The following is a 26,596-nucleotide window of genomic DNA, read 5'->3' on the forward strand; positions in this document are numbered from 1 at the left end:
TAGCCACGGAGGTCTTGAGGATGCGCGCCGGGTTTCTGACGGTCGACATCACCCCCGCCTGCGCCATCCCGCTCGCCGGTTACGCGGCCAGGAAGAACCCCTTCGCCCGCGTCGATTCTCCGCTGGAGGCGAACCTCGTGGTCCTGGCCGACGGCGACGGCATCCCCGTGGTGCTGGGAAGCCTGGACACCCTCTTCATCGGCGAGACCACCGTGGAGGCGATCGCCGCGGAGGCCGGAATTCCCAGAAGCCGGCTGCTTCTGGTCTCCACCCACACGCACAATGCGCCCTCCCTCGCCCCGGAGGTTCCCCGGCTCGGCCGGCATGACGCGGCTTACGGCGAGATGGTGATCCGTCGCGTCGGCGGGGCGATCCGGCAACTGGCCGACGGGTGGACAAATTCGGTGTCGGTGGGACATGCCCGGCAGGCCGCGCCCTTCAACATCAACCGCCGCCGGCCGGCCTGGATGCTCGACTATGGCGCCCTGCGCCGCGAGAGGCGTTGGCGCTTCGGCAAATCCATCGCCTTGGCGCCGCATCGCGCGGGCCCGATCGAGCGGACGCTGCAATCCATCGTCATGCGCGACGGTTTGGGAAGGATCCGGGCCATTCTCTGGTCCTTTCCCTGCCATCCGGCCTTCTACCCTTTTCCAGACCATGTTTCGGCCGATTTTCCCGGAACGGTCCGGGCGCATCTTCGCGAGACGCTGGGGACCACCTGCCCGGTGATCTACTTACCCGGTCTGGCCGGGTCGGCGATTCCCGACATCTCCTTCCCGGTACCGCGCTCCTTCGGCGATCTCATCCGCATCGCGCTGCCCTTCAATCCCATTCTTCCCTGGTTCACACCGGCGACCTACCGTGCCTGGACCGGCAGGATCGGCGCCGCAGCCACGGCCTGCGTGCACGCCGCCCGGCCGACGCGCAGCGAAGAAATGGTGATCCATCGAAGCGCCCGCTCCTCACCCGTCTTCGTCACCCGCCCCCCTGGAAGGCCCGACATTGCTCTCGACGTGATGCGCTTGGATTTCGGCGATGCGTGCGGGATCGTCGCCATGACGGGGGAAATGATTGGCGAGTGGGCCCCCCGCCTCCCTTCCCTGCTGTCGGAGCGGCGCATCGCCACCGGCTATCTGGCCGGGCCCTGCCTCTACGTTCCGACCGACGGGGCGGTGCAGGAGGGCGGATACGAGGCCGATCGCTTCCGCGATCTGTTCGACCTGAATGGGAATTTCGCTGCCGACCTCGACCGCAGCGTCCTTCATGCGATCTCCTGCCTGTTCAGCGGGGCCGGACATTCATGACGATCGGTTGGGGCGGGTCGTCCTCGCCCTGCTCACTGCGGCGGCCAACTTCATGAGCCGCCTCAGTGCATTCTGGAACCCGCCCTTTACCCCGGTGCCAGGGGGCCGCGCATAGGCGGTCCGCAAAAAGCCGCGGCGCTCGTGACGGCTGCCCTGCCGTCACGAGCGCCCGCCGGTTCAGACGTTGACGCGGTAGCGCTTGAGCAGGCGCCGGGTCGCGTAGCGGACGATCCGGTCGAAGGCGTAACCCAGCAGACCGAGGGTGATGATGCCCACGAAGACCCATTCGGTCCGCCCGTAGTTGCGGGCGGTCCAGATCAGCGCGCCCAGCCCTTCCTGGGCCGAGACGATCTCGGCCGAGACGATGGTGAGGAAGGAGTTGCCCATGGCCAGCCGAGCGCCGGTGACCATGAACGGCACGCTCGACGGGACGACCACGGTCATGACCGTCCGCAGCGTACCGGCGCCGAGCGCGCGGGCGGCGCGCAGGCGGATCTCGTCGGCGGACTGCACGCCGGCCATGGTGTTGATGGTGACGATGAAGACCGTGGTGTAGAAGATCAGCGCGATCTTCGACAGCTCGTCCGGCCCCAGCCAGATCACCGCCAGCGTGACGAAGGCGATGGGCGGGACGAAGCGGAAGAACTCCGTATAGGGGTCGAGCATCTGCCGGACCCAGCGGAAATGCCCCATCAGGATGCCGACCGGGATGCCCACGACCACGCCCAGGCCCCAGCCTGTGAGGATGCGGAAGGACGAGGCCACGATGGAATCCCACCACGTCCCGTCCTGCACCAGCTCGATGGCCGAGGTGAAGGTCAGGGCCGGCGACGGCAGGAAGAGGGGGTTGGTGCCGAGGCTGGCGAGGCCCCAGAGGGCGATGCCGCCGGCTACCGAGGCCAACGCCAGCAGGAACCGGCCGAACTGCTCCTTGTAGGGCAGCTTCCAGTCGGGGATGGCGGGAACCACGTTGCTGTATGCGCTACTCACGTCGCGTCTCCGAATGAATGGGGGCGCCCGCTAGGCGGCCTGTTGTGCGCGCAGAACCTTGTCGACCTCGACCGCGATGCCGTCGCGCAGTTCGCGGTAGACCTCCACCGCCGCCGGATCGGCGTGGTCGCGCGGGTGCGGCAGGTCGATGGTCTTGATCGACTTGATGCCCGCGCGGGGGCCGGCGGTCATCGTCACCACCCGGTCGCCCAGGGTGATGGCCTCCCATATGTCATGGGTGACGAAGATGAAGGTCGACTGGTTGGTCCGGCGCAGGCGGTCGACCTCCTGCTGCAGCACTTCGCGGGTCTGGGCGTCCAGCGCGCCGAAGGGCTCGTCCATCAGCACGACCGACGGCTCGTTCACCAGAACGCGCGCGATCTGGGCGCGCTGGCGCATGCCGCCCGAAAGCTCCTTGGGGAAGCGGTTCAGGGCGTGGCTGAGCCCGACCATCCGCAGATAGTGCTGGGCCGCCTCCGACCGCTCCTTCTTCGGAATGCCGCGGATGCGCAGGCCGTACTCCACGTTCTCCTGGACGGTGAGCCAGGGGAAGAGCGCCTCGGTGCTCTGGAAGACGACGCCGCGGTCGATGCCCGGCCCGCGGACCGGCTTGCCGCCGACCAGGATCTTGCCTTCGGCCTCGATGAAGCCGGCGATGACGTTGAGAAGCGTCGACTTCCCGCATCCGCTGGGCCCCAGCAGACAAAGGAACTCACCCGCCTCGATCGACAGGTCGACGTTGTGGACGATCTGGTTGCCGCCCAGCGTGATGGATACCCGCTCTAGCTCGATGGATGCGCCCAAAGCCATGATCAGGTCACTCCTTGACGAAGCCGAATTGCATGACCTTCCGGTAGTCGGCCTTCACCGGAGTCATCTTGGCCTGATGGAGGAATTCCGCGATCTGGTCGTAGCTCTCCAGATCCTCGGGAGTGAAGTCGCGGACGACGCATTCGACGTCGCGCAGGAAGGATTCGGTCTGCTCCCGCGGGAGCTTGGCCAGGGCCCGGTTGGCGGTCACGGGGCGCGACAGGTCGCCGTTCGCCACACCCTCCTGTACGACCGCGCAGGCCTTCGCCAGGGTCGCGACCACCTTCTTCGCCGCGTCGCGGTTCTTGTCCAGCCAAGCGCCGTTGGCGGACAACCACATGGTGTAAGTGTAGCCGACGTCGGCGCTGGTCATCAGCACCTTGCCGCCCTGCTTGATGCCGACGCTCGGCCAGGGTTCCCAGACGAAGTAGGCGTCGATGGACTTTCCGGCGAGCAGCGCCGGCAGTTCCGGCGGGCCGGCGTTGACCAGCTCGACCGACTTCGGGTCGATCTTGAACTTGTCGAGAAGCCTGTGGGTCACATACTCCGACGAGGTGCCGGGGATGATGCCGAACTTCTTGATCTGGCTGACGTCCGTGATGCCGCTCTGGACCACCAGCTTGATGTACTTCCCGGACTGCTCGTAGATGACCAGCGGGCGGATGTCACCGCGGGTGATCCGGGTCAGCGTTCCCGGCTCCGCGGCGCCGACCAGATCGATCAGGCCGGCGTTGATGGAATCGAGCCCTTCGTTCGACTGGGTGAACTGCTGCAGCTGCACGTTCAGTCCGGCCTCGTCGAACATCTTCTCGTGCTTGGCCAGGAACATCGGCGTGAAGGCCGGGTCGATGCCGACGGCGAAGCGGATGGGCGGGGAGTCGGCGGCAGCCGGTCCGGTCACGGCCAGCAGGGCGGCGCATGCGAAACCCGCAACAAGCTTCCTCAGCTCAATTTTCGACATTCTTTGTCTCTCCCTCTCTTGTTGAATGCCTACCTGTTCTGAAACCTCCGGCTGGAAGCCGTTGCCGGGACGCGGTCCGTGAGGACATCGGGCGGCAGGCGCTTCCGCCGCCACGGGCGGAAACGGCAATGAGGCTTTTGGTGTTTTCGTACTTACGGGCGCGGGTGGCGGAAGGCGCTCACCGATGCGGGAGCGGTGACGTGCCGCGCATTGCCCCCTGGAAAGGTCGGCGCAGCCACGGCGGGACCGCGCCGGATCGAGGATGACCGCTCACCGTGAAAGAAACCAAACGTCGCCTCCTTCCCCAGGCAGGCACTCATGATGCGCCTGCCAAAGAATACTGTATACGTTTTGTCCGTGCCGCAAGCGAAATCGCCAAAAGAATAGAATAGCTTGAATCACTGATTAATATTTGTTCGATAATCGGCGCCTTTTCTACCGGCTAGGCCTTTCACTATCGCCAGTTTCCCGCCGTGGATTACGTGGCACCCCCAACATATGTCTTATTTTTTGAGCCGCTCTTCCCAATTGATCTTTAAAATAGCTAGAAAGCGAAGAACTCCCTTCACTTGCCGGTCCTTTCGCCACAACCGTCCTTTCGAGCTACCCCGAAGCGCCTGGAGTGCCCTTCGCTTGGTGCACTCCAGGCCGCCCGCCACTCGGGATTGCCGGCGGCGGGTTCCTCCGTCAGCAGGTTGCGAGAATCGCCTGGATCTCCTGCGGATCGCGCGTCGCGGTCAGGGCCAGCGCCAGGGCGATGCGTGCCTTTTGCGGCGACAGGTCGCCGGCGCTGAGGATCCCGACCGCGACGTTGTAGTCCTGCACGGGAACTGGGCCCCAGGCTGCGCGGCTGGATTGCACCACGACCACACCCTTCCGCACCGCCTCGATCAGCGCCTGGCGCTCGGCCGGCGCACAGCGTCCGGGCGCGAAACCGGCGCTGACGATCCCCTCCGCGCCGGCCGCGCGGAACGCCTCGATCGCAGCGCCGTCCGCCCCGGCATAGGACATCACCACGTCCACGCGCGGCAGGGATTCGCGGCCGGCGAGGTCGAAGCGCCGACGCGTCGCGGACCGGACCGGGCGACGGCGCAGGGCCACCGTTCCATCCGCCTCGACGCGGCCGAGCGGCCCGAACTCCAGCGCCTGGAAGGCCGACAGCTCGAAGTTGGTCACCTTGGCGACATCGCGGGCGGAGAAGACATGGTTGTCCATGACGACCAGCACGCCGCAGTCCCGCGCCTCGGGCGCGGCGGCGACCGCCATCGCGGCGCGCAGATTGGCGCCCGCGTCGCTGCCGCTGGTGTTCGGGGGCCGCTGCGCGCCGACCAGGACGACGGTCGGCCCGATGTCCACGGTCAGGTCGAGGAACCACGCGGTCTCCTCCAGCGACGCGGTGCCGTGCGTGACGACGATCCCGTCGAGGTCGGGCCGCTCCCGGCAAAGGTCGGCGATGACCGTCAGCAGTTCGCGCCAGTCCGGCCAGCCGATGGCGGTGCTGCCGATGGTCCTGAAGGGAACCGGGATCGCCTCGACGCCGGGAAGCAGCGGCCCCAGCCGGTCGAGCACGGTGCCGATCGGGTTGACGATGCCGGAGTCGCCGTAATCCACCCAGTCGAACGGATGGCGGCCTTCCATGGCGATGGTGCCGCCGGCACCGATGATCGCGACGTTCCGCATCACAGGGCCACCATCACGACGCCGTCCACGATCCGGGTCTCGTAGCTGCGCACCGGCTTCTCCGCCGGGTCGCCCTTGGGGCAGCCGTCGTGATAGCTGAACAGACCGCCATGGAGCGGGCATTCCAGCACGCATTCGTCGGTGTCGAGATAGCCGTCGGACAGGTAGGCGACCCCATGGGTGCACAGGTCGTCCACGACGTGGAAGACGCCGCCGTGGTTGACGGCGCAGAGGCGCTTGGTGCCGATGAAGAAGGCCTTGTGCGCGCCGTCCCCGACCGCGTCGGCGGCGCACAGCTCCGTCCAGGTGAGCGTGGTTGTGGTCATCGTGTTGCCTTCAGATCGTGATTGGCAGCTTGGGGGGACTCGTGTAGGTGTCGGCCGAGATGCTGGCGACCACCGGCACACCGAAGCGCTGGGAGAAGGGCACCGTGCAGGCGACCAGATGGTTCGGTCCCTTGCTGGGGACCCCGATGGAAAAGACCGTGCCGTTGGGGAACTCCGCCACGCGCAGCGGCAGGGTGCGCTGACGGATGTCCGGCGTGGTGGTCTTGGGCACGACGGCACCGAGCCGCCCGAGATCGACCACGCAGGCGAAGCACATGCCGGTGCCCCAGCCCATTTGCATTCAGCGCGTCGCCCGGATTCAGGGTGGCGAGGCACCGGGTGCCGGACATCACATGGGCTCTCCAAGCGGAATGATGCAGCGAAGCCGGTCCGGCTCGGCGGCGAGGCGGATGGCGTGAAGCGCGTCGAACTCCATGCGGGCGATGCGCCACCCCTCCCCGGTCCTGCGGCAGGTCTGCCGGACCGAACCGGTCAGCAGGACCACCTGGCCGTCGCCCTCGCGGATCCCCACCTCGAGCAGCCGCCAGCGCACGTCCGCTCCGTCCAGATGAGCCCCGGCCTCATGACCGGCGTCATGAAAGGAGAAGGAGGGGCTGCCGTAATGGTGGGCGGTGAAAAGCCAGGGACTCTCGGCGAAGAAATCCTCGATGGCCATCCGCCCGTGCAGCGTTCCGCCGAAGCGGCCGCCATGCCATTCCGCATCCTGGGTGAAGCAGGAGGCCTGCATGCGGGCCGCGGCGCGGACCACGGCGGGGGACTGCTTCGTCCGCCCGGCCGTGTATTTGCGGTCCGCCGCCGCGGCGTAGAGCTGCATCAGCTCGGCGATCTCGGCCCGCGCTTCGAGTTGGGCGAGACGCCGCTCCAGGCTGGTGGCCTCCTGGCCGTCGATCCCGCCCGGATTCACTTTGCCCGGACCCGGTAGATCAGGGAGGGAGCCTGGACCTCCAGGCGGTGCGGAACGTCGGCCGGGATCAGCACGCCCTGCCCGGCCTTGAGGTCGTGGGCCTCCTCGGGGCAGACGAGGCGGACGCGGCCGTCCAGGACGGCCAGCATCTCCTCCGGCCCGCTGGTTTCGGCGACGTCGGCTTCGAGCCGGATCATCTCGATGTCCAGGCTGGCGCCGCTGGTCTGGAACGGGGCGCTCCCCATGCCGCTGTCATGGACGGCGCAGTTCGGGGCGGAAATGGTCGGCGCGCTCATTTGCTGTCCCCGGTCGGGTAGTAGACCTTGGCGTTGTCGCGGCTGCCGTATTCGGCGCGCGGCGGCGTGACGACGTTCAGGCGCAGGCACATGCCCTCGGCGTCGTAGCGGTTGAAGCCCGAATGCGGCTGGTCCGCCGGCATCACCATGACGCGGCCTTCCTCAAGCTCCACCGCGCCGTCTGGAGCCTCGACGCTCCAGCCGAGGTTGACGGTGCAGCCGCCGCGGATCTGGAGCGTCGCCTCCTCGCCGTGGGAATGGGCCTTGGCGGCGATGCCCGGCCCTCCCGGCTGGCGGAAATTGACCACGCCGACGCTGAGCGCCTCGCCGACCACGGCCTGCATGTACAGGCCGCCGGACACGACTTCGTTCAGATTCTCCGTGAAGGAGAAGACTTGGCATCGCTGCATGACGGATCCTCCTTCAGATGGCGGGGCGCAGGCGGTGCTTTTCGTCGGCGACGAACCGCTTGGTGTCATAGCCGTCCACCACCTCGACCTCGGGGTTGTAGGACTCGATGGCCGGGGCGCATTCCGCCAGCGACAGCAGCAGGTGGAAGAGGTTCAGGGTCTTTTCGTCATAGCCGCCCTCCGCCGTCCGGTTGGCGTCGATGTAGGCGCAGATCGCCTCCACCTCGGGCAGCATCGCGGCGCCGAAGGCGCTGATGTCGGCGAAGGGCAGCGAGACGCGGCGGTGGTTGCGCTCGGTCTCGGTGGCCAGGCACCAGGCGTTCCAGGCTTCGAGATGGGCGAATTTTTCGGGGAGCATGGTCATGTTGGTCCTCACTCGGCGGCTTGCAGCTGGCTGTCGCGGCGCAGGCCTTCCTCGATGATGCGGTCGACGACGACGGCCTGATGGCGGACCATCAGCTCGAAGTCCTGGATGATCATCTCGGACTTGGCGCCGGTTTCGGCGGCGGTCTGGGTCGTCTCCAGCGTGCTGAGGTCTTCCAGCAGCACGTCGCGCAGCGCCGTCTTCATGTATTCCTGATAGAAGCGGCCGCCGGCGGTCTTCATCTCCGGATAGTAGACGCGCACCTCGAACAGGGTCTTGTTGTGCGCCACCGGGCGGAAATTGTAGGCCTGGAAGTAGTTCGGGCGGCAGGACAGGTAGAAGTCCGGGAACACCACGTTGATGTCGAACGCCCAGTTCGGCGCCTTCGTCCAGTTCAGCAGCTCCGGCAGGACCACGTCGGAGAAGTCGAGCTTGGTGCCGCCGGCCGACACCTTCAGCGCCTTCTTGGCGATCTGGCGGCCGGTTTCCTGCTGCTGCGAGACGACCGAGCTGGCGCTGCTGGCGTCGGTGCCGGCCTGCGGGTTGCCGTAGACGGTGTTCGGGTTGCCGGCGATCGACAGGCGGCGGTGGTATTCGCCGCACAGCGCGTCGATCGGGTGCAGGATGCCCTCCTCGTCGAGGTCCAACGAGTCCGCGATGGAACGGCCGTGCAGGTAGGCGACGTGGTAGGTCTCCTGGAAGGCGTCGAGGGCGACCTTCCAGTTGCAGTTCACCACGGTGTTCCAGGCGAAGCACGCGGTGAAACGCTCGAAGGGATAGCCCTCCATCCCCGCGAACATCGGCTCCATGAAGTCCTTGAGGGAGACCGACGGGTTGGGATCGAGGTTGATGAAGATGAAGCCGTTCCAGGTGTCCACCGACACCGGCGTCAGGCCGTTGCACTTCTTGTCGAAGTCCATGAAGTGCTTTTCGGAGGGCACGCCGGTCAGGCTGCCGTCGAGGTCGTAGGCCCAGCCGTGGAACTTGCAGAAGAATTTGCGGGTCGTGCCGGCCGGCTCATAGGCCACCCGGTTCAGGCGGTGCGAGCAGACGTTGTGGAAGGCGCGCACCTGCTTGGAACGGTCACGGCAGACGATGATCGAGGCGTCGCACGCCGCGATCTCCCGCACGAAATAGTCGCCGGTCTTCGGAATTTCCTCGACGCGGCCGACATGCAGCCAGGTCTTCTTGAACAGATACTTCTTTTCCAGCTCATAGAAGGCCGGGTCGATGTAGGGGCCGATGGGGATGTTTCCCCGGCCGAGTTCCGGATAACGATCGTGCAGTGTGGGAGTCTGAGACATGATCCGTCCTTAAATCGTATACCGTATACGTTTTGTTTGGGCGCACGAACCCCGGTGCGCCGGGTTCTTCGGGTTGCACGCCGCTTTGCCGGCGCCGCGACCGACGATCAGACGAGCGTCTTCAGCGGCACGGCCGGATCGGCCAGCTTGTCGAGGTCCGGGGTGGCGCGGCTTTCCACCAGCTTTTCGAGAAAGCGGCGGTCGCGGCCGTTGTCGATCAGAACCCCGCCGGCGATCGCCCCGTCCACCAGCCAGTAGAGGCTGGAGCCCGGGGTACCGACCGCGCCACGGGCGACGGTCGCGGCGCCGTCACGCCTCAGGCCCACCACCTGGATGTTCCGCCCGAACTGGTCGGTCCACATCCAGGGCGTTTCCGCATGCGGCGTGTCCTGCCCGCAGATGGTCCGGGCGATGGCGCGCGGCTGCCGATCGGCGTTGCGCCAGGTCTCCAGCCGGATGTGGTCGCCGTAGAGCGCGTTCCAGCTTTCCGCCACGTCGCCGCAGGCGTAGACGCCGTCCAGGCCGGGCACCCGCCCCAGCGCATCGGTCAGGATGCCGCCGGTCCGGCCGCGCGCCTCGTCCGGGACCAGCCCGGAATTCGGCACCATGCCGACGGCGGAGAGGACGATGTCCGCCGCGACGGACAAGCCCGGCCCCTCGACCACATAGCCTTCGCCCTCGCGGCGGACGCCGGTCACCTGGGCGCCGGTGCGCAGATCGACCCCGGCGTCACGGTGAAGCCCGGCCAGCCAGTCCGACACCGGCGGCGGCAGGATCCGTGCCATCACGCCGGTCCCGGCCTCGATGACGCAGACGCTCTTGCCGAGGGAGGCGGCGGTGGCCGCCACCTCCATGCCGATCACGCCGCCGCCGATGACGGCGATGCGCCCGGCCAGTTCCAGCGCCGCGCGCAGCTTGCGGCTGTCGTCCAGCGTGCGCAGGCTGACGCAGAACTCGCCGCCGGGCAGCGGCAACGGGCGGGCGACGCCGCCGGTCGCCAGGATCAGGCTGTCATAGGCGAGGCGGCGCCCCGACGCGAGGGTGGCCACGCGGGCCGCATGGTCGATCCCGGCCACGGCATCGCCCAACACCACCTCGAGCCCCTCCTTCCGCCAGTCCGGGGCCGGATGCAAGTAAAGGCTATCTTCACCCGCCGCCCCTTTCAGCACGGCCTTGGACAGCGGAGGACGCTCGTAAGGAAGGTGGGCCTCATCGCCCACCATGACGATCCGGCCGGCAAAGCCCTGCGCCGCCAACTCTTGCGCCGCCCTGCCGCCCGCCTGGCCCGCCCCTACGATCAGTACGGTTTTGTTGTCTTCATGGAGGGTCATCTTTTGTGCTCTCGCTGCGCTTGCCTCCTGCAAAACGTATGCAGTATACGTTTTGTGCGAGTCAACGACGTTATGTCCACAAAGCAATTGGGGACGTGCCCCGCCACCGGCGGCATCGTCGCCGCGGCCTTGATGCCGAAACGGCATCACCTCGTCGCCAAACGGCAATGGCCAAAGGTGATCCGGGCCGATGATGATCCGGCAAACGGTTGGCTCGACCAACTTCGGCAGTTCCACAACATTCCGGGAGAGGAGCGCTCCACCATGAGCAACGCAGCCACCAACGCCTTCACCGAAAGCGTCATCGCCGCCATGTCGCCCGATATGGACCCGCGTGCGCGGCTGGTCATGGGGTCGCTGATCCGGCACATCCACGACTTCGCCCGCGAGGTCAACCTGACCACCGAGGAGTGGCTGGCCGGTCTGGACCTGCTGATCCGCGCCGGCAAGATGTCGGACGACAAGCGCAACGAGATGATCCTGCTGAGCGACATCATCGGGCTGGAGAGCCTGGTCGACACGCTGGACCATCAGGCCGAGGACGGCGCCACCGAATCCGCCGTGCTCGGGCCGTTCTACCGCGAGGGCGCGCCGATCCTTCCCAACGGCGCGAGCATCGTGCAGGGCGGCGAGACCGGTCCGATGGCCCTGGTCCAGGGCGTCGTCACCGGTCCCGACGGGCGTCCGCTGGCCGGCGCCGTCGTGGACGTCTGGGAAACCTCGCCGAACGGCCTGTACGAGCAGCAGGATCCGGACCAGCCGGACATGAACCTGCGTGGCCGCTTCCAGACCGACGCCCAGGGGCGCTACGCCTTCCGCTGCGTGCGTCCGGTCAGCTACCCGATCCCCTTCGACGGCCCGGCCGGCGACCTGCTGCAGCTGATGGGGCGCCATCCGTACCGTCCGGCGCACATCCACTTCATCGTGCATGCGCCGGGCTGCCGCAAGCTGGTCACGCAGATCTTCGACCGCGAGGACCGCTACTGCGCCGACGACGCGGTGTTCGCGGTGAAGGACTCGCTGAAGGTCGATTTCGTGCCGGCCCCCGCCGGTTCGGACGCCGATTTCCTCGTCGAGTACAACATCCAGCTCGCTTCCGACGCGGCGGACCTGCGCGCCGTCGCCTGACGGTGAGCGGGTGCGGGAGGGAAGCGTCCCTCCCGCGCCCCACCCTTCCCCAGTCACGAAACCATGCTTGAGACGATGAACACACACCAGGCCGGCGCCTCCTCGGCGAACGGGCTCGACATCGTCGAGATCCGCAGCCAGATCATCGACATCCCGACCGTGCGCCAGCACAAGCTGTCCTCGCTGTCGACGACGCAGCAGAACTACGTGCTGGTCCGCGTGCGGACGAGCAACGGCGTCGAGGGCATCGGCGAGGCCGCGACCCTGGGCGGACCGCGCTGGAGCGAGGAAAGCGTCGAGAGCATCAAGGCCACCGTCGACCGTTATCTGGCCCCCGCCGTCCTGGGCGAGCGCGCCGACCGCTTCGAGCATGTCGCCGCCCTGATGGACCGCGCCGCCAAGCGCAACACCGCGGCGAAGTCCGCCGTGGAAAGCGCGCTGTTCGACGCGGTGGGCAAGACGCTGGGCGTACCGGCCAGCACGCTGCTGGGCGGCGCGGTGCGGGACCGCATGCGGGTGTTCTGGACGCTCGCCTCCGGCGACGTCGGGCAGGAGATCGACGAGGCCGAGCAGAAGCTCGCCCAGCGCAAGCACAACGCCTTCAAGGTGAAGATCGGCGCGCAGGAGCCGGACGCCGACATGCGCCGCATGGAGCGCCTCGCCGCGGCGCTCGACGGCCGCGCCACGCTCATCGTCGATGCCAACCAGGCCTGGGACGAGACCACCGCGGTGCGTTGCCTGGAACGGCTGCACGCCGTCGGCGTCACGCTGGTGGAACAGCCCCTGCCGGCATGGAACGTGGCGGGGATGGCGCGACTGCGCGGCCGAGCCCAGGTTCCGCTGATGGCCGACGAGGCGATCTTCTCCGAGCACGACGCGCTGGCGGTGGGCGCCGCCGGGGCCGCCGACGTGGTGTCCCTGAAGCTGGTCAAGCACGGCGGCCTGCTCGGGACCAAGCGCGTCGCCGCGGTTGCCGAAGCGGCTGGGATCGGCCTCTACGGCGGCTGCCTGCTGGAAAGCTCGGTCGGCGCTGCAGCCCATCTCCAGGTCTTCGCGACGCTGCGCAATCTGGATTGGCATTGCGAACATTTCGGCCCGCAGATCCTGCGCGACGATCTTGTGACGGCCCCCATCGCCTACGACAATTTCGAGGTCCTGCTGCCGTCCGGCCCCGGCCTCGGCGTCGTGCTCGACGAGGAAAAGGTGCGGCACTACGCGCGCGAAGCCTGAGGCCCGGGAGGATCGGAGGCATGAGCGATCAGGAGGGCCTGGGCCCCGGCAGCGTGCACGGCATGGACGTCCGCCGCCTGCGCTACTTCACGGCGGTGGCGGAGGAACTGCATTTCGGCCGCGCCGCGGAACGGCTGAACGTCGCGCAGGCGGCGCTCAGCCGGCAGATCGCTCACCTCGAAGGCGCCTTGGGCTGCGTCCTCTTCGACCGCACGCGCAACCAGATCAAGCTGACGGCGGCGGGGGAGGCCCTGCTGCCCCGCGCGCGGGACATCCTGCTCCGCTTCGAGGAGGCGGCGCGGGTGACACGGCGGGCGGCGGAGGGCAGCGTCGGCGTGCTGGAGATCGGCTTCGTCGGATCGGCGACCTACTCCATCCTGCCGGAGATCCTGAAATTCTATCGCGCCGGGCATCCGCGCGTGGATCTTCTGCTGTACGCGATGAACACCAGCGAACTGCGCCACGCGCTGGTCGAGCGCCGGATCCAGGCCGCCTTCGCGCGGCCGGGCATCGACGACCCGGAAATCGTCAACGAATGCATCCAGCGTGAGCCGCTGATCGTCGCCTTGCCCGACGACGATCCGCTGGCGGCGGAAGCCAGCCTGACGCTGGAAGCGCTCGCCGGCCGTCCCTTCGTGCTCTATCCACGTCACCCACGGCCGAGCTTCGCCGACACGGTGCTGGCGATCTGCCGCGAGCACGGCTTCTCCCCCCAGGTGACGCAGGAGGTCATGGACATCCAGACCGCCCTGGGGCTGATCGCCGTCGGGGTGGGGGTGTCGCTCCTGCCCGCCTCCATGGAGCGCTCGCACCGCCATGGCGTCGCCTACCGGCCGCTGCGGCCGCCGGCGCCGACCACCGAACTGTCCCTGAGCTACCGGCGCGACAGCGGCGGCGACGTGCTGCGCGAGTTCCGCGCCACGGTCCGCCACTTCCTGAAAACCAACACCACCCACCCCGCCACATAAGGAGACCGAGCATGCTCTACTGCGTGCACATGACCGTCAACGTCCCCCAGGGCATGGATCCCGAGCGTTTCGAGCGCCTGAAGGCCGAGGAGAAGGCGGTCGCCCAGGACCTGCAGCGCAGCGGGAAATGGCGCCATCTGTGGCGTGTCGCCGGTCAATACGCGAACATCAGCGTCTTCGACGTGGACAACCACGACGAGTTGCACGGCCTGCTGTCCAGCCTGCCGCTGTTCCCGTTCATGGATGTCACCGTGACGCCGCTCGCCCGCCATCCCTCGGCGATCGACTGACGCGAAGGCGCCTGATACCGGCGAAGGCTTGAGATGACCTTTCAAGCGTTCGCCGGCCGCCGCGACGGCGGCGGCGCGCGCCAATGGGCGCGGTAAAGCCTGCGTGGCGTTTGAACGCAATACGGCAGGTCGATTCATTGACCCGCCGGTATGATAGCTGGATTCCGTCAGGCGCCCTTGTTTCGGACGGATTTGTTGCGGACGGTTCCGTCCTCCCGCGTCTCCAGATGTTCGAGGAACGCCTCGCGGGTGTTGATGAGCTGCTGCACCATCAGATCGCGGGCCAGATCGGCGTCGCCTTCGGCGATGGCGTCGGACAGACGCAGCATGCCCTCGTAGGAGATGCGGCGCACCCGCTCGGACCCCAGCGTGCTCTGCCGGATGTAGTGTATGGAGTCGTTGTAGCGTTCGATCGCCTCGAACAGCTGGCGGTTGGTCACATGGGAGAAGAGATGCTCCCGCGCCCGGCGATGGGCGTCGGGATAGGCCTTGGTCGGGCCGGCCGCCTCCAGCATGGCACGCAGTTCGCGACCGAGACGCGCCATGTCCTCCGCGCTGTTCCGGCTGACCAGCGTGTGAATGGCGTAGGGCTCCAGCAGCGTGCGGATCTCGACGATCTCGTTGAGCTGGGCGACCGTGAATTGCGGAAAGCAGAAGCCGCGCGCCATCTGCACCAGAAGCCCGTCGCGCACCAGCATGGCCAGCGCCTCGCGAACCGGGGTGCGGGACACGCCCAGCTCCTGCGCGAGGCTGATCTCGAAGAACTTCGCGCTCTGCGGATAATGTCCGTCGATGATGCGTCCCTTCAGGACATGATAGACCTGATCGCGCAGATCCGCCGCGCGGACGATGGTATTCGGCATTGTTTCCCCCCACGCTCTGCCGTGTCGACGGACAGGAGGCTCGGCCTCCCCGGCTCCGGGCACGACATGGGGCGCCCAAAGCCGACAGCTTCGCATACGGGGCAACGTATACGTTAGCCAAATGGATGACGATTGCTTTTTCTGCTTCGCGCAGTGATTTCGCGAAGGGCTGCGGGGCCTGCACGGCCCCGCTTCTCTCCTGCCCCTCCCTCGGGCCCTCCCCGGCGGCCTGCGCCAGGCTTGGAAGCCGTCACTCCCGGTGGTCGTTCCCGTCCAGGAAATCCAGGAGCAGCGCGGTCAGCGCTTCCGGCTGCTCCACGCACGGGATATGCGCCGCGTCCGCGATGACGGCGAAGCGCGCGCCGGGGATCGCCTCCGCCAGTTCCCGCACGAGGGCCGGCGGGGTGGCGAGATCCTGGTCGCCGACCAGCACCAGCGTCGGGTTGGAGATGCGCGCGGCGTCGTCCCGCAGGTCGGCGTCGCGGATCGCCGAGGCGCAGCCGATATAGCCCTCGTCGGTGGTGCGGCTCAGCATGTTGACGAAGCCGCTGACCTGCTCCGGCCGGTCGGCGCGGAAGCGCTCGGTGAACCAGCGCGCCATGACGCCCTGGGCGATGCTGGACAGGCCGCCGGCGCGGATGGCGGCGATGCGGTCCTCCCAGACCGAGGGCGGACCGATGAGGCTGGCGGTGTCGCACAGCACCAGGGAGCCGACGCGCTGCGGAGCCTTGGCGGCAAGGCGCTGCGCCATCATGCCGCCGATGGACAGGCCGCAGACATGCGCGCGTTCGATCCCCAGCGCGTCGAGCAGCGCCAGCGCGTCGTCGGCCAGCCGGTCCATGCTGTAGGGCGCCGGGGTGACGCCGGTCAGCCCATGCCCGCGCATGTCGTAGCGCAGCACCCGGAAGCGCTCCGCCAGCCGGGCCGCCTGGGCGTCCCAGATATGGAAGCTGGTGCCGATGGAGTTGGCGAACAGCACCACCGGCGCGCCTTCCGGCCCCGTGAGGTCGTAGTGGACGGTGATGTCCCCGGCCGCGATGAAAGGCATTTGCGCTCCCCCCTCAGACCCGTTCGATCAGCAGGGCGATGCCCTGGCCGACGCCGATGCACATGGTGCACAGCGCATACCGGCCGCCGGTCCGCTCCAGCTGGTTCAGCGCCGTGGTGACCAGACGGGCGCCGCTCATGCCCAGCGGGTGGCCGAGCGCGATGGCCCCGCCGTTGGGATTCACATGCTCCGCGTCGTCCGGGAGACCCAGCTGGCGCATGACCGCCAGCCCCTGCGCCGCGAACGCCTCGTTCAGCTCCACCACGTCCACCTTGCCGAGCGGCAGGCCGACCCGCTCCAGAAGCTTTATCGTGGCGGGAGCAGGGCCGATGCCCATGATGCGCGGCGGCACGCCGGCCGTGGCCGCCCCGACGATGCGGGCGCGCGGGGTCAGGCCATGGCGCCTGGCCTCGGCTTCCGACGCGATCAGCACCGCGCAGGCGCCGTCGTTGACGCCGGACGCGTTGCCGGCGGTCACCGTGCCGTCCGGGCGGACGATGGGCTTCAGCTTGGCCAGCGCCTCCAGCGTCGTCTCGCGCGGGTGCTCGTCGGTGTCCACCACCGTGTCACCCTTGCGCCCCTTGACGGTGACCGGCACGATCTCGGCGGCGAAGATGCCGTCCCGGATGGCGCGGGCCGCGCGCTGCTGGCTGCGCAGGGCGAAGGCGTCCTGGTCGGCGCGGTTGACGCCGAAGTCCTGCGCGACGTTCTCCGCCGTCTCCGGCATGGTATCGACGCCGTAGGCCGCCTTCATCTTCGGGTTGACGAAGCGCCAGCCAATGGTGGTGTCGTGCATCTCGGCCGCGCGGGAGAACGCCGTCTCCGCCTTGCCCATGACGAAGGGGGCGCGGCTCATGCTCTCGACGCCGCCGGCGATCATCAGCCCGGCCTCGCCCGCCTTGACGGCGCGCGCCGCCACGGCGATGGCGTCCAGGCCGGAACCGCACAGGCGGTTGATCGTGGCGCCCGGCACCGTGTCGGGCAGGCCGGCCAGCAGCGACGCCATGCGGGCGACGTTGCGGTTGTCCTCGCCGGCCTGGTTGGCGCAGCCGAAGATCACGTCGTCCACCGCGGCCCAGTCCACCGACCCGTGGCGCGCCATCAGCGCGGCCAGCGGCACGGCGCCGAGGTCGTCGGCGCGCATGGCGGACAGGGCGCCGGCATAGCGGCCGACGGGCGTGCGGATCGCATCGCAGAGATAAGCGTCGGTCATCGGATCAACCCTCCCCGCCGGCCGTCTGGCCGTGCGCTTTGGCCGTACGGGCCAGCAGGTCGCGCAGCGCGGCCAGTTCGTTCGGCTGCGGGGCCGCGGTGGTCGCCAGATCGGCGGCGATCTTGAGATCCCAGCCGGTGGCCGCCTTCACCTGCTCCACCGTCACGCCCGGATGGATGCTGGTCAGCGTCAGTTCCTTCGTCACCGGGTCCGGCGTCATGATGCCGAGGTCGGTGATGACCGCGGTCGGGCCGCCGCCGGGAATGCCGGCGCGCTGCCGCGCATCGCCGCCGTCCAGGAAGCCGGCGGAGGTCACGAAGGGCAGCCGGTCCACGAAGGCCTTCGGGCTCTGCTTCAGGACGATGAACACCTCCTTGGCCTGCGACGCGATCTCCGGCGCGCCGCCGGCGCCGGGCAGGCGCACCTTGGGGTTGGCGTAGTCGCCGATCACCGTGGTGTTGATGTTGGCGAAGCGGTCCACCTGCGCCGCCCCCAGGAACCCTACGTCGATGCGTCCGCCCTGCAGCCAGTAGCGGAAGATCTCCGGCGTGCTGACCACGGTGTCGGCGGTCAGCGCCAGCTCGCCGTCGCCGATGGACAGCGGCAGCACCGTAGGCTTGGCGCCGATGGGGCCGGATTCATAGATCAGCACCACCTCGGGCGCGTGGGTCAGCCGCGCGAGGTTGGCCGCCGTGGAGGGCAGGCCGATGCCGACGAAGCAGACCGAACCGTCCTTCAGCAGGCGGCTCGCCGCCACCGTCATCAGTTCGGTCGCCGTAAATTCGTTCACGTCAGTCGTCATGTCGGTCGTGGCCATCACGCTGCCTCCTGGCGCGCCGTCTCGGCCAGCACGCGCTTGAATTCCTCGAAATCCGCGGTGTTGCGGACGTGGCGGTCCATCCAGGCGGTGAAATCCTCGCGCGAGCGCGCCACGGCGTCCCAGCGCTGGTAGAACCGGTTGTCGCGCTCCGAATAGCCCTGCGCATAGGACGGGTAGGCGCCGCCCGGCACATGGCACACCGCCGACAGCGTCCAGCGCGGCAGCACGCAGCCGTTGGGCGGGGCGTCCAGCTCGTCGACGATCTCCTCGACCGTGACGATGGCGCGCTTGGCAGCCAGCACCGCTTCCTTCTGCACGCCGACGATGCCCCACAGCAGCACGTTGCCGCGCCGGTCCGCCTTCTGGGCGTGGATCACCGTGACATCCGGCCGGATCGACGGGATCGCCGCCAGCTTCTCGCCGGTGAAGGGGCATTCGATGAAGCGGATGTTCGGGTTGACCTTCGGCAGGTCCGACCCGGTGTAGCCGCGCAGCAGCGCGAAGGGCAGGTTGGAGGCGCCGGCCACATAGGCGTTGGCCAGGGCGGCGTGGCTGTGCTCCTCATAGGCCAGCGGCTGCGGCCAGCCCCGCTCGATGGCGTCGCGGAAGCGGTGCAGCGACCCCACCCCCGGATTGCCGCCCCAGGAGAAGATCAGCTTTCCGGCGCAGCCCATGCCGATGAGCTGGTCGTAGATCAGATCCGGCGTCATGCGGACCAGGGTGAGATTCTTCCGGCCCTGCCGGATGATCTCGTGTCCCGCCGCGTGCGGAATGAGATGGGTGAACCCCTCCAGCGCCACGGTGTCGCCGTCGCGCACGAATTCTGAAACCGCCTCCCGCAGAGGCATAACCAAGGCCATTCCCAAGCTCCTCCCCATTGACGCGAATGCGTACGATCCCATTGACGCGAATGCGTACGATCCCATTGACGCGAATGCGTACGATAAACGCACGCTGCTGCATGATTTCGCACAAAGTGAGCCGTAAGGGAGATGGTTGTCAAGGGCGATTTTATTGCTATTGGCGCGATAATCGCACATTCACGGGCGAGGTGACCCATTGGCGGAGAAGAAGCGCCGTAACGTCGGCACCGATGGCAAACGATCCACGAAATGGCCGGAGGCTTGAGGAAGCCAGAAGGAAGCAAGGCCGCGCCCGGCTTCAAGGACCGTCACGTCGAATGTGAGATGCTGCTCTGGACGGTGGGTTGGCACGGCTGCTATGCGAAGTCCAGCACCATACGGCCTTCGACTTTCCCGTGTTCGAGCCGGTCGAAGATGTCGTTGATGTCTTCCAGCCTCGCCTTGGCGATCTGGCTGCGGACCTTGCCGGACGTGGCGAAGGCGATCGCCTCGTCAAGGTCGCGGCGTGTGCCCACGATCGAACCCCGCACCGTGATGCGCTTCAGCACGACATCGAAGATCGGCGTGGCGAACTCGCCGGGCGGCAGGCCGACGAGGCTGACCGTGCCTTTGCGGCGGACCATCTGCAGCGCTTGGCTGAAGGCGGGGGGAGATACCGCGGTGACAAGGATGCCGTTGGCGCCTCCCTTCGTCGCCTCGATCACTTGGGCGACGGCATCGGCCGAACGGGCATCGACCGCGACATCCGCGCCCGACCGGCGCGCCAGATCGAGTTTGTCCGGCGCGATGTCGATGGCGACGACGTTGAGCCCCATGGCCTTCGCATATTGGATCGCCACGTTGCCGAGGCCGCCGATGCCGGAGATGGCGACCCATTCCCCCGGCCGCGTGTCGGTCTCCTTCAAACCCTTGTAGGTGGTGACGCCGGCACAGAGGATCGGGGCGATGGCGGCGAAATCGACGTCGTCGGGAAGCAGGGCGGCGAAGGGAGCCGAAGCGATGACATACTCGGCGAAGCCACCATTGCAGCTGTAGCCGGTGTTGTGCTGTTTTTCGCACAAGGTCTCCCAGCCGGTTTCGCAATATTCGCAACGCAAACAGGCATCGTGCAGCCAGGCGACGCCGACCGCATCGCCGATCTTCCGCTCGGTAACGCCTTCGCCCAGCGCGACTACGACGCCCGCCGCCTCATGGCCGGGAATGAAGGGCAAGGACGGCTTGACCGGCCAGTCGCCGGTCGCCGCGTGCAGGTCGGTGTGGCATACGCCGCAGGCCTTGACCTGCACGAGGACTTCACCCGGACCGGGAGAGGGAACCGGCACTTCCTCGATTTGAAGCGGCTTGCCGAATTCATGCACGACAGCGGCTTTCATCGTTGCCTTCATCATGGGGATTCTCCACAGCTCGTTCCGAGATTAGTCTTCAAAGCTGCAGCAGAGCATCTGAAGACGTCATGGTTAATCGCATCTGGGAGAGTAGATCATATGAAAAACCCTTCAAGAGAAAGACGAGCCTGAAAGGCCGCGCTATACCGGATGGATACATGTAAATTATAGTGAATCAGCACCCCCGAAATGGGAGCGAATCAATCCTATATTGATGCGCAATTAAAGGCGATGCCCGTTTGGGAGAGCGGGAACGCCGGACGGCTGAAGGCCAATTCCAGCGCCGGTGCTGCGCTGTTCGTAACCGGCGGCGTCGATGCCCGGTTCAAATCTTTCCCCCTGCCCGACCGAAACGGACGGCACGCGGCGAGACTTGAGGTTGCCGCCTGTCACGGTCCGAACCGGCAACCGCAGTGGGCGATATCGATCCGCTCGCTATCCGTCACACGACGAAATGGCCGGGATGGCTGTAGACCACAACACGCTGGTCGCGCGCGAAGCCCGCCAAGGTCAGGCCGCAGCCTTCGGCCAACCGGACCGCAAGAGCGGTCGGGGCGGAGATCGCCACGAGACAGCCGATCCCGGCGACCGCCGCCTTCTGGACCATTTCGAAGCTGGCCCGGCTGGAGGTCAGGACGAATCCATCGGTGGGGTCCGCTCCGCTGCGGGCCATCCAGCCGATCAGCTTGTCGAGCGCGTTGTGCCGGCCCACGTCTTCGCGGATCGCCTTGATGATGCCCGCCCGATCGACCCAGGCGACGCCGTGAACGGCGCCCGTCAGGCGATGCAGGTGCTGGTGTTCGGCGAAATCGGCGAGCGCGCGGGCCACCACGGCGGCCGGCACCGGCGCGCCGCGCGTCACCCTGCCCTTGACCCGCGCCACCGCCTCCAGCTTCTCCACCCCGCACAGGCCGCAGCCGGTGCGGGCGGTCATGCTGCGGCGGCGGTCCTTCAGGGCCGTGAAGCGTTCCAGCGGAATCTCCATATGGACCTCCAGCCCGTCGCAGCCCTCCTTCACGGCGATGTCGAACAGCTCGTCGGGGCCGGCCAGGATGCCTTCCGACAGGCTGAAGCCCAGCCCCAGATCGTCCAGAGTCTCGGGCGAGGCCAGCATCACCGCATGGGAGATGCGGTTGTAGACCAGCGCCACCGGAACCTCCTCGATCACATGGTCGACGCAGGCTTCCGCCCTCCCCTGCTCCAGGCGCAGGACGGCGGTGCGGTGGACGGTCGGAAAGGCAGGCCCGTCCGAACGGCTGGACAGCATGTCGAGCGGCATGTCGGTCTCCTTGGCCGCGCCGGCCCGGCGGGTCGGGACCGGCGCGGCCGCTATGGGACAATCGGTCTTGGGCTCAGGCTTTCTTGCCGGTCGTCTCGCGGTACCAGCGCGGATGGTGCTTCTTCGCCCAGGCATGGGTGACAACCCCCTCGACCATGGCGCGGATCGTGCCCTGGACCCACAGCGCCGCATAGACGTGGACGATGATCGAGGAGATCAGCACCACGGCGCTGGTCGCGTGGACCAGCAGGGCGATGCGGATCACCGGGATCGGGAAGGAGGCCGCGAAGTAGGGCCGCCATGCGATCACGCCCGAGCCCAGCAGCGCCGCCATGCACAGCACCATCACCCAGAACATGGCCTTCTGGCCGCCGTTGTAACGGCCGATGTCGCCGACCTCGTTGCCCTTCATCACCTCCTTCACCGCGACCATCCATTTGACGTCCTCGCGGTTCAGCAGGTTGTGGTGCCAGTAGCGGAAGAACTGGCGGGCGAAGGCGACGAACATGACCACGCCGACGAAGGGGTGGGTGATGCGCGCCAGTTCCGGCGTGCCGAACACGCCGGTCAGCCAGAAGAAGGCCGGGTAGAAGAAGGCCAGCCCGGAAATCGCCAGCAGCACGAAGCAGACCGCGACGATCCAGTGGTTGATCCGCTCGGCGGCGCTGTAGCGCCGAATCAACTTTTCCTTCATGACCGGTCCTCCTCGCGGGCGTCCTCGTGGGACTCGTCATCGGCCCGGTTGGGTCCGACGGTGATGTAATGGAAGAAGCCGAACAGGCCGGCGGCGGCGATGCCGACCGTCGCGAACGGCTTCAGGGCGCCCTTCCACAGGCTCACCGCCGTGCTGATCGACGGGTCGTTGGGCAGGCCGGAATACTGCTCGGGCTTGTCGGCGTGGTGCAGCACGTACATCGTGTGCGTGCCTCCCACCCCCGGCGGGTCGTAGAGGCCGGCGTTCGTGTAGCCGCGGCTCTGGAGATCGGCGATGCGGGTGGCGGCGACCTCCTTCATGTCCTCCTTGGAACCGAACTGGATCGCGCCGGTCGGGCAGGTCTTGACGCAGGCCGGCTCCAGCCCGACCGCCACGCGGTCCGAGCACATGTTGCACTTGTATGCCTTGCCGTCCGTCGGGCTGAGGCGCGGCACGTTGAACGGACAGCCGGAGACGCAGTAGCCGCAGCCGATGCAATGCTCCTGGTTGTAGTCGACGATGCCGTTCTTGTGCTGGACGATGGCGCCGGGCGACGGGCAGGCCTTGAGGCAGCCGGGCTCGGCGCAGTGCATGCAGCCGTCCTTGCGGATCAGCCACTCCAGCTTGCCGTTCTCCTCCACCTCGGCGAAGCGCATGACGGTCCAGGCCTGCGACGACAGGTCGGTCGGGTTGTCGTAGACGCCGACGCAGGTGCCGACCTCGGCGCGCAGCTCGTTCCATTCGGAACAGGCGACCTGACAGGCCTTGCAGCCGATGCAGACCGATACGTCGATGAGCTGGGCGATCTCGGCCGGGTTCCGGGCCTCGGGCGCCGCCGTCGGGCTGGCCGAGCGGCGCTGGATGTCCAGGGATGGCATGGTCATGGCGTCACGCTCCCACGATCTTTTCGACGTTCACGAGGAACGCCTTGTATTCGGGCGTCTGTGTGTTGCAGTCGCCCACGGCCGGCGGCAGCGTGTTGGACAGGTAGCCCTTGCGCGCCACCGTCTCCCATCCCCAATGCAGGGGAATGCCGATCTGGTGGACGGTCTTGCCGCTCACCGTCAGCGCCTTGACGCGCTTGGTGACGACCGCCTTCGCCTTGATGAAGCCGCGCTTGGAGCTGACCTTGACCGTGTCGCCGGTCCGGATGCCCTTCTCGCCGGCCAGCGTCTCGCCGATCTCCACGAACTGCTCGGGCTGGGCGATGGCGTTCAGCGCCACGCTCTTGGTCCAGAACTGGAAATGCTCGGTCAGACGGTAGGTCGTACCGACATAGGGGAACTGGTCGTGGGTGCCGAGCCGCGCCTTGTCGGCGGCGAAGATGCGCACCGCCGGGCTGGTGACCACCTTCGGGTGCAGCGGGTTGGTGCCCAGCGGGCTTTCCATCGGCTCGTAATGCTCGGGGAACGGGCCGTCCACCAGCTTGTCGGTGGCGAACAGCCGGCCGACGCCCTCCGGGTTCATGATGAAGGGATTCATGCCGCTGCCCGGCGCCGCGTCGATCTTGAAGTCGGGCACGTCGGCGCCCGCCCACCGCTCGCCGTTCCAGGCGATCAGCGTGCGCTTCGGATCCCACGGCTTGCCCGCCGGGTCGCAGGAGGCGCGGTTGTAGATGATGCGGCGGTTGGCCGGCCACGCCCAGGCCCAGCCCGGCGTGTTGCCGAGACCGGAGTCGGAGTTGTCGCGCCGCGCCATCTGGTTGCCCGCCTGGGTCCAGCAGCCGGCGAAGATCCAGCAGGCCGACAGGGTGGAGCCGTCGTCCTGCAGCAGCGCGAAGCCCGGAAGCTGCTCGCCCTTGCGTGCCAGGAACTTCGTCGGATCCTTCGGATCGGGGATGTCTGCCAGCGCCCGGCCGTTCAGCTCCTTCGCCAGCTCCTCCGGCGTCGGCTCGAGCGGGTTCCTGTAAGGCCAGGACAGGTTCAGGACCGGCTCCGGCGCCTTGCCGCCTTCCCGCCGGTAGAGGTCGCGCAGCGCGACGAACAGCTCGGCGATGATCTCCTGGTCGGTCTTGGCCTCGCCCGGCGGGTTGGCGCCCTTGTAGTGCCATTGCAGCCAGCGCGCCGAATTGACGATGGCGCCGTCCTCCTCGGCGAAGCAGGTCGACGGCAGGCGGAACACCTCGGTCTTGATGCTCGCGGTGTCGACGTCGTTGATCTCGCGGTGGTTGCGCCAGAAGGATGCCGTCTCGGTGGCGATCGGGTCGATCACCACCATGTATTTCAGCTTGGAGAAGCAGGCGGCGGTCTTGCGCGCGTCGGGGAAGGAGGTCAGCGGGTTGAAGCCCTGGACGATCAGGCCGTTGACCTTGCCGTTGTGCATCAGGTCCATGACCTGGAGCACGTCGTACATCTTGTCCCACTTGGGGATCCAGTCATAGCCCCAGTCGTTCTCCCTGGTGGCGGCATCGCCCCAGAACCACTTCATCAGGCTGACGAAGAACTTCGGCGTGTTGCTCCAGAAGTTCAGCTGGCCGGGCTGCTGCGCCTTCGGCGTCGTCCTGGCGACGTAGTCGGCGAAGGTCGGGTGCGCCTTTTCGTTCGGCAGCGTCAGATAGCCGGGCAGGCTGGTGGACAGCAGGCCGAGGTCGGACAGGCCCTGGATGTTGGAATGTCCGCGCAGCGCGTTGACGCCGCCGCCGGGCATGCCGATGTTGCCCAGCAGCAGCTGGATCATCGCCATGGTGCGGATGTTCTGGGCGCCGACCGTGTGCTGCGTCCAGCCCAGCGCGTAGAGGATCGTGCCGACCTTGTCGCGCGCCGAGGTTTCGCCCAGATAGCGGCAGACCGTCAGAAAGCCGTCCTTCGGGCTGCCGGTCAGGTCGGCGACGACCTCGGGCGTGTAGCGCGCGTAATGGGCCTTCATCAGGTTCCACACGCAGCGCGGATGCTGGAGCGTCGGGTCGGTCCTGGCGTTGCCGGCCTCGTCGAACGCGTAGTTCCAGCTCTTGCGGTCGTACTGCCCCTTGGCCGGATCGAAGCCGGAGAACAGGCCGTCCTCGAAGTCGAAGCCATCGTCGACGATGTAGGAGGCGTTGGTGAACGCCTTCACATACTCCCACTGGATCTTGTCGTTGGCGATCAGCCAGTTGATGACGCCGCCCAGGAACACGATGTCGGAGCCGGCGCGGATCGGGACGTATTCGTCGGCCACGGCGGCGGACCGGTTGAAGCGCGGATCGACCACGACGATCCGGGCGCCCTTCTTCTTCGCCTCGATCGCCCACTTGAAGCCGACCGGGTGCGCCTCCGCCGGGTTGCCGCCCATGATCAGGATGAAGTCGGCGTTGGAGATGTCCACCCAGGTGTTGGTCATGGCGCCGCGCCCGAAGGTGGCGGCCAGCGCCGACACGGTCGGGCCGTGGCAGACGCGGGCCTGCGCGTCGGTGCCGACGATGCCGAGCGAGCGCATGAACTTCTGCGTCAGGATGCCCGTCTCGTTCGACGAGGCCGAGGCGGTCAGCATCGCCGTCGACACCCAGCGGTTCACCGGCACGCCCTGCTCGTTCCTGACGACGATGTTGGCGTCGCGGTCGTCCTTCATGTGGCGGGCGATGCGCTCCACCGCCTCATGCCACGAGATGCGCGTCCATTCGCTGCTGCCGGCCTCGCGCACCTCCGGGTATTTGAGGCGGTTGGGGCTGTGGACGAAGTCCAGCAGGCCGGCGCCCTTGGGGCAGAGCGAGCCGCGGCTGACCGGATGGTCGGGATCGCCCTCGATGTGGACGATCTCCGCCTTCGCGTTCTTGGCGCCGTCGCCCAGGCTGTACATCAGCAGGCCGCAGCCGACCGAGCAGTAGGGACAGGTGTTGCGGATCTCCTTGGCGCGGGCCAGCTTGAACTGCCTCACCTCCGCCAGCGCGGCGGCCGGCAGGAACCCCAGCGCCGCAACGCTGGAGGCGGCGATCCCCCCAGCCGTTACCTTCATGAATTGCCGCCGACTGACCTGCATGGTTCCTCCCCGGTGAGCGGTGTTCCGGCCGCCCCCAAGGCATGTTCCGTGCCAGCGTGGAAAAGCCTTCAAATCCTGTGGTTTTCTGACAATGCCACATAAGGCTTAGGGACATTCTGTCCGGGGCGGAGGGACAGAATGTCCAGACCGGGGTTGGGTCCAT

General features: G+C 67.5%; 27 protein-coding genes. 5 read left to right on the plus strand and 22 right to left on the minus strand.

Annotated elements, in window-relative coordinates; translation table 11 throughout:
- Positions 1-20: 20 nt before the first annotated feature.
- Entirely contained in the window at positions 21-1,304 is a 1,284-nt protein-coding gene (locus DM194_RS14195; protein ID WP_111068241.1) for a hypothetical protein, read from the plus strand.
- A gap of 177 nt (positions 1,305-1,481) precedes the next feature.
- On the opposite strand, the gene DM194_RS14200 is transcribed toward DM194_RS14195, so the two are convergent.
- The 12 genes from DM194_RS14200 to DM194_RS14255 all read right to left on the minus strand — a co-directional run bounded on the left by DM194_RS14200 (position 1,482) and on the right by DM194_RS14255 (position 10,701).
- Entirely contained in the window at positions 1,482-2,246 is a 765-nt protein-coding gene (locus tag DM194_RS14200; protein WP_425457294.1) for an ABC transporter permease, read from the minus strand.
- A 78-nt stretch (positions 2,247-2,324) separates the two neighbouring features.
- A complete protein-coding gene (locus tag DM194_RS14205; protein WP_111068243.1) occupies positions 2,325-3,104 on the minus strand; it encodes an ABC transporter ATP-binding protein in 780 nt (259 codons plus the stop codon).
- A gap of 7 nt (positions 3,105-3,111) precedes the next feature.
- Positions 3,112-4,065 carry an ABC transporter substrate-binding protein gene (locus tag DM194_RS14210; protein ID WP_111068244.1) on the minus strand — a complete coding sequence of 318 codons (954 nt, stop codon included), beginning with the start codon at positions 4,063-4,065 and terminating at the stop codon, positions 3,112-3,114.
- 687 nt (positions 4,066-4,752) lie between these two features.
- A complete protein-coding gene (locus tag DM194_RS14215) occupies positions 4,753-5,745 on the minus strand; it encodes an asparaginase (RefSeq protein ID WP_111068245.1) in 993 nt (330 codons plus the stop codon).
- Complete coding sequence (locus DM194_RS14220) at positions 5,745-6,071, minus strand: Rieske 2Fe-2S domain-containing protein (protein WP_111068246.1); 327 nt, start codon at positions 6,069-6,071, stop codon at positions 5,745-5,747. The genes DM194_RS14215 and DM194_RS14220 overlap by 1 nt, the downstream gene beginning before the upstream one ends.
- 10 nt (positions 6,072-6,081) lie before the next feature.
- The gene (locus tag DM194_RS14225) at positions 6,082-6,372 is read right to left on the minus strand and encodes a beta/alpha barrel domain-containing protein (protein WP_162630041.1); all 291 of its coding nucleotides are present in this window, start codon (positions 6,370-6,372) and stop codon (positions 6,082-6,084) included.
- A 48-nt stretch (positions 6,373-6,420) separates the two neighbouring features.
- On the minus strand, positions 6,421-6,996 hold the full coding sequence (locus DM194_RS14230; protein ID WP_111068248.1) for a nuclear transport factor 2 family protein: 576 nt from the start codon (positions 6,994-6,996) through the stop codon (positions 6,421-6,423).
- Positions 6,993-7,292, minus strand: a complete 300-nt coding sequence (locus tag DM194_RS14235) for a cupin domain-containing protein (RefSeq protein ID WP_111068249.1) — start codon at positions 7,290-7,292, stop codon at positions 6,993-6,995. The genes DM194_RS14230 and DM194_RS14235 overlap by 4 nt, the downstream gene beginning before the upstream one ends.
- Entirely contained in the window at positions 7,289-7,702 is a 414-nt protein-coding gene (locus tag DM194_RS14240; protein ID WP_111068250.1) for a cupin domain-containing protein, read from the minus strand. The genes DM194_RS14235 and DM194_RS14240 overlap by 4 nt, the downstream gene beginning before the upstream one ends.
- Before the next feature lie 13 nt (positions 7,703-7,715).
- Positions 7,716-8,066 (minus strand): hypothetical protein, encoded by a 351-nt coding sequence (locus DM194_RS14245; protein WP_111068251.1) that lies wholly within the window; start codon positions 8,064-8,066, stop codon positions 7,716-7,718.
- A gap of 8 nt (positions 8,067-8,074) precedes the next feature.
- A complete protein-coding gene (locus DM194_RS14250) occupies positions 8,075-9,370 on the minus strand; it encodes an SRPBCC family protein (protein ID WP_111068252.1) in 1,296 nt (431 codons plus the stop codon).
- A gap of 107 nt (positions 9,371-9,477) precedes the next feature.
- Positions 9,478-10,701, minus strand: coding sequence for an NAD(P)/FAD-dependent oxidoreductase (locus tag DM194_RS14255; protein ID WP_162630042.1), 1,224 nt, complete (start codon positions 10,699-10,701; stop codon positions 9,478-9,480).
- Positions 10,702-10,965: 264 nt separating this feature from the next.
- On the opposite strand from DM194_RS14255, the gene DM194_RS14260 reads away from it, so the two are divergent.
- The 4 genes from DM194_RS14260 (at position 10,966) to catC (ending at position 14,317) form a co-directional block, all read left to right on the plus strand.
- Positions 10,966-11,829, plus strand: coding sequence for an intradiol ring-cleavage dioxygenase (locus DM194_RS14260; protein WP_111068254.1), 864 nt, complete (start codon positions 10,966-10,968; stop codon positions 11,827-11,829).
- Between the two features lie 75 nt (positions 11,830-11,904).
- Positions 11,905-13,059 (plus strand): muconate/chloromuconate family cycloisomerase, encoded by a 1,155-nt coding sequence (locus tag DM194_RS14265; RefSeq protein WP_246024404.1) that lies wholly within the window; start codon positions 11,905-11,907, stop codon positions 13,057-13,059.
- Between the two features lie 20 nt (positions 13,060-13,079).
- Entirely contained in the window at positions 13,080-14,027 is a 948-nt protein-coding gene (locus DM194_RS14270) for a LysR family transcriptional regulator (protein WP_111068256.1), read from the plus strand.
- A gap of 11 nt (positions 14,028-14,038) precedes the next feature.
- Positions 14,039-14,317, plus strand: a complete 279-nt coding sequence (gene catC, locus DM194_RS14275) for a muconolactone Delta-isomerase (protein ID WP_111068257.1) — start codon at positions 14,039-14,041, stop codon at positions 14,315-14,317.
- A 167-nt stretch (positions 14,318-14,484) separates the two neighbouring features.
- On the opposite strand, the gene DM194_RS14280 is transcribed toward catC, so the two are convergent.
- From DM194_RS14280 to fdnG, 10 genes are all read right to left on the minus strand, one after another.
- Positions 14,485-15,180 carry a GntR family transcriptional regulator gene (locus DM194_RS14280; protein WP_162630043.1) on the minus strand — a complete coding sequence of 232 codons (696 nt, stop codon included), beginning with the start codon at positions 15,178-15,180 and terminating at the stop codon, positions 14,485-14,487.
- A gap of 250 nt (positions 15,181-15,430) precedes the next feature.
- Positions 15,431-16,228: a 3-oxoadipate enol-lactonase gene (gene pcaD, locus DM194_RS14285; RefSeq protein ID WP_111068259.1), complete on the minus strand. Its 798-nt coding sequence runs from the start codon at positions 16,226-16,228 to the stop codon at positions 15,431-15,433.
- Between the two features lie 13 nt (positions 16,229-16,241).
- Positions 16,242-17,441, minus strand: a complete 1,200-nt coding sequence (gene pcaF, locus DM194_RS14290; protein WP_111068260.1) for a 3-oxoadipyl-CoA thiolase — start codon at positions 17,439-17,441, stop codon at positions 16,242-16,244.
- A gap of 4 nt (positions 17,442-17,445) precedes the next feature.
- Positions 17,446-18,258 (minus strand): CoA-transferase subunit beta, encoded by an 813-nt coding sequence (locus tag DM194_RS14295; protein WP_425457289.1) that lies wholly within the window; start codon positions 18,256-18,258, stop codon positions 17,446-17,448.
- Complete coding sequence (locus tag DM194_RS14300; RefSeq protein WP_111068261.1) at positions 18,258-19,121, minus strand: CoA transferase subunit A; 864 nt, start codon at positions 19,119-19,121, stop codon at positions 18,258-18,260. The genes DM194_RS14295 and DM194_RS14300 overlap by 1 nt, the downstream gene beginning before the upstream one ends.
- Positions 19,122-19,480: 359 nt before the next feature.
- Positions 19,481-20,512 carry an alcohol dehydrogenase AdhP gene (gene adhP, locus DM194_RS14305; RefSeq protein WP_425457290.1) on the minus strand — a complete coding sequence of 344 codons (1,032 nt, stop codon included), beginning with the start codon at positions 20,510-20,512 and terminating at the stop codon, positions 19,481-19,483.
- Positions 20,513-20,951: 439 nt separating this feature from the next.
- Positions 20,952-21,788 carry a formate dehydrogenase accessory sulfurtransferase FdhD gene (fdhD, locus tag DM194_RS14310; protein ID WP_246024406.1) on the minus strand — a complete coding sequence of 279 codons (837 nt, stop codon included), beginning with the start codon at positions 21,786-21,788 and terminating at the stop codon, positions 20,952-20,954.
- A gap of 73 nt (positions 21,789-21,861) precedes the next feature.
- Positions 21,862-22,482 carry a formate dehydrogenase subunit gamma gene (locus DM194_RS14315; RefSeq protein ID WP_111068262.1) on the minus strand — a complete coding sequence of 207 codons (621 nt, stop codon included), beginning with the start codon at positions 22,480-22,482 and terminating at the stop codon, positions 21,862-21,864.
- Entirely contained in the window at positions 22,479-23,366 is an 888-nt protein-coding gene (gene fdxH, locus DM194_RS14320) for a formate dehydrogenase subunit beta (RefSeq protein WP_111068263.1), read from the minus strand. The genes DM194_RS14315 and fdxH overlap by 4 nt, the downstream gene beginning before the upstream one ends.
- Positions 23,367-23,370: 4 nt before the next feature.
- Positions 23,371-26,433, minus strand: a complete 3,063-nt coding sequence (gene fdnG / locus DM194_RS14325) for a formate dehydrogenase-N subunit alpha (protein WP_111068264.1) — start codon at positions 26,431-26,433, stop codon at positions 23,371-23,373.
- Positions 26,434-26,596: the final 163 nt, after the last annotated feature.

This window comes from Azospirillum ramasamyi, assembly GCF_003233655.1.
Lineage (GTDB): Bacteria > Pseudomonadota > Alphaproteobacteria > Azospirillales > Azospirillaceae > Azospirillum > Azospirillum ramasamyi.

Excerpts from the sequence above, each read along its gene's own strand:
- DM194_RS14315 (WP_111068262.1), bottom strand. The coding sequence starts at position 22,482 with ATGAAGGAAAAGTTGATTCGGCGCTACAGCGCCGCCGAGCGGATCAAC.
- DM194_RS14255 (WP_162630042.1), bottom strand. The coding sequence starts at position 10,701 with ATGACCCTCCATGAAGACAACAAAACCGTACTGATCGTAGGGGCGGGC.
- DM194_RS14295 (WP_425457289.1), bottom strand. The coding sequence starts at position 18,258 with ATGGCCACGACCGACATGACGACTGACGTGAACGAATTTACGGCGACC.
- DM194_RS14265 (WP_246024404.1), top strand. The coding sequence starts at position 11,905 with ATGAACACACACCAGGCCGGCGCCTCCTCGGCGAACGGGCTCGACATC.
- pcaF (WP_111068260.1), bottom strand. The coding sequence starts at position 17,441 with ATGACCGACGCTTATCTCTGCGATGCGATCCGCACGCCCGTCGGCCGC.
- DM194_RS14240 (WP_111068250.1), bottom strand. The coding sequence starts at position 7,702 with ATGCAGCGATGCCAAGTCTTCTCCTTCACGGAGAATCTGAACGAAGTC.
- DM194_RS14245 (WP_111068251.1), bottom strand. The coding sequence starts at position 8,066 with ATGACCATGCTCCCCGAAAAATTCGCCCATCTCGAAGCCTGGAACGCC.
- DM194_RS14300 (WP_111068261.1), bottom strand. The coding sequence starts at position 19,121 with ATGGCCTTGGTTATGCCTCTGCGGGAGGCGGTTTCAGAATTCGTGCGC.
- DM194_RS14210 (WP_111068244.1), bottom strand. The coding sequence starts at position 4,065 with ATGTCGAAAATTGAGCTGAGGAAGCTTGTTGCGGGTTTCGCATGCGCC.
- DM194_RS14215 (WP_111068245.1), bottom strand. The coding sequence starts at position 5,745 with ATGCGGAACGTCGCGATCATCGGTGCCGGCGGCACCATCGCCATGGAA.
- DM194_RS14220 (WP_111068246.1), bottom strand. The coding sequence starts at position 6,071 with ATGACCACAACCACGCTCACCTGGACGGAGCTGTGCGCCGCCGACGCG.
- DM194_RS14280 (WP_162630043.1), bottom strand. The coding sequence starts at position 15,180 with ATGCCGAATACCATCGTCCGCGCGGCGGATCTGCGCGATCAGGTCTAT.
- DM194_RS14270 (WP_111068256.1), top strand. The coding sequence starts at position 13,080 with ATGAGCGATCAGGAGGGCCTGGGCCCCGGCAGCGTGCACGGCATGGAC.
- fdxH (WP_111068263.1), bottom strand. The coding sequence starts at position 23,366 with ATGACCATGCCATCCCTGGACATCCAGCGCCGCTCGGCCAGCCCGACG.
- DM194_RS14225 (WP_162630041.1), bottom strand. The coding sequence starts at position 6,372 with ATGCAAATGGGCTGGGGCACCGGCATGTGCTTCGCCTGCGTGGTCGAT.
- fdhD (WP_246024406.1), bottom strand. The coding sequence starts at position 21,788 with ATGCCGCTCGACATGCTGTCCAGCCGTTCGGACGGGCCTGCCTTTCCG.
- fdnG (WP_111068264.1), bottom strand. The coding sequence starts at position 26,433 with ATGCAGGTCAGTCGGCGGCAATTCATGAAGGTAACGGCTGGGGGGATC.
- pcaD (WP_111068259.1), bottom strand. The coding sequence starts at position 16,228 with ATGCCTTTCATCGCGGCCGGGGACATCACCGTCCACTACGACCTCACG.
- DM194_RS14260 (WP_111068254.1), top strand. The coding sequence starts at position 10,966 with ATGAGCAACGCAGCCACCAACGCCTTCACCGAAAGCGTCATCGCCGCC.
- DM194_RS14250 (WP_111068252.1), bottom strand. The coding sequence starts at position 9,370 with ATGTCTCAGACTCCCACACTGCACGATCGTTATCCGGAACTCGGCCGG.
- DM194_RS14195 (WP_111068241.1), top strand. The coding sequence starts at position 21 with ATGCGCGCCGGGTTTCTGACGGTCGACATCACCCCCGCCTGCGCCATC.
- catC (WP_111068257.1), top strand. The coding sequence starts at position 14,039 with ATGCTCTACTGCGTGCACATGACCGTCAACGTCCCCCAGGGCATGGAT.
- adhP (WP_425457290.1), bottom strand. The coding sequence starts at position 20,512 with ATGATGAAGGCAACGATGAAAGCCGCTGTCGTGCATGAATTCGGCAAG.
- DM194_RS14205 (WP_111068243.1), bottom strand. The coding sequence starts at position 3,104 with ATGGCTTTGGGCGCATCCATCGAGCTAGAGCGGGTATCCATCACGCTG.
- DM194_RS14235 (WP_111068249.1), bottom strand. The coding sequence starts at position 7,292 with ATGAGCGCGCCGACCATTTCCGCCCCGAACTGCGCCGTCCATGACAGC.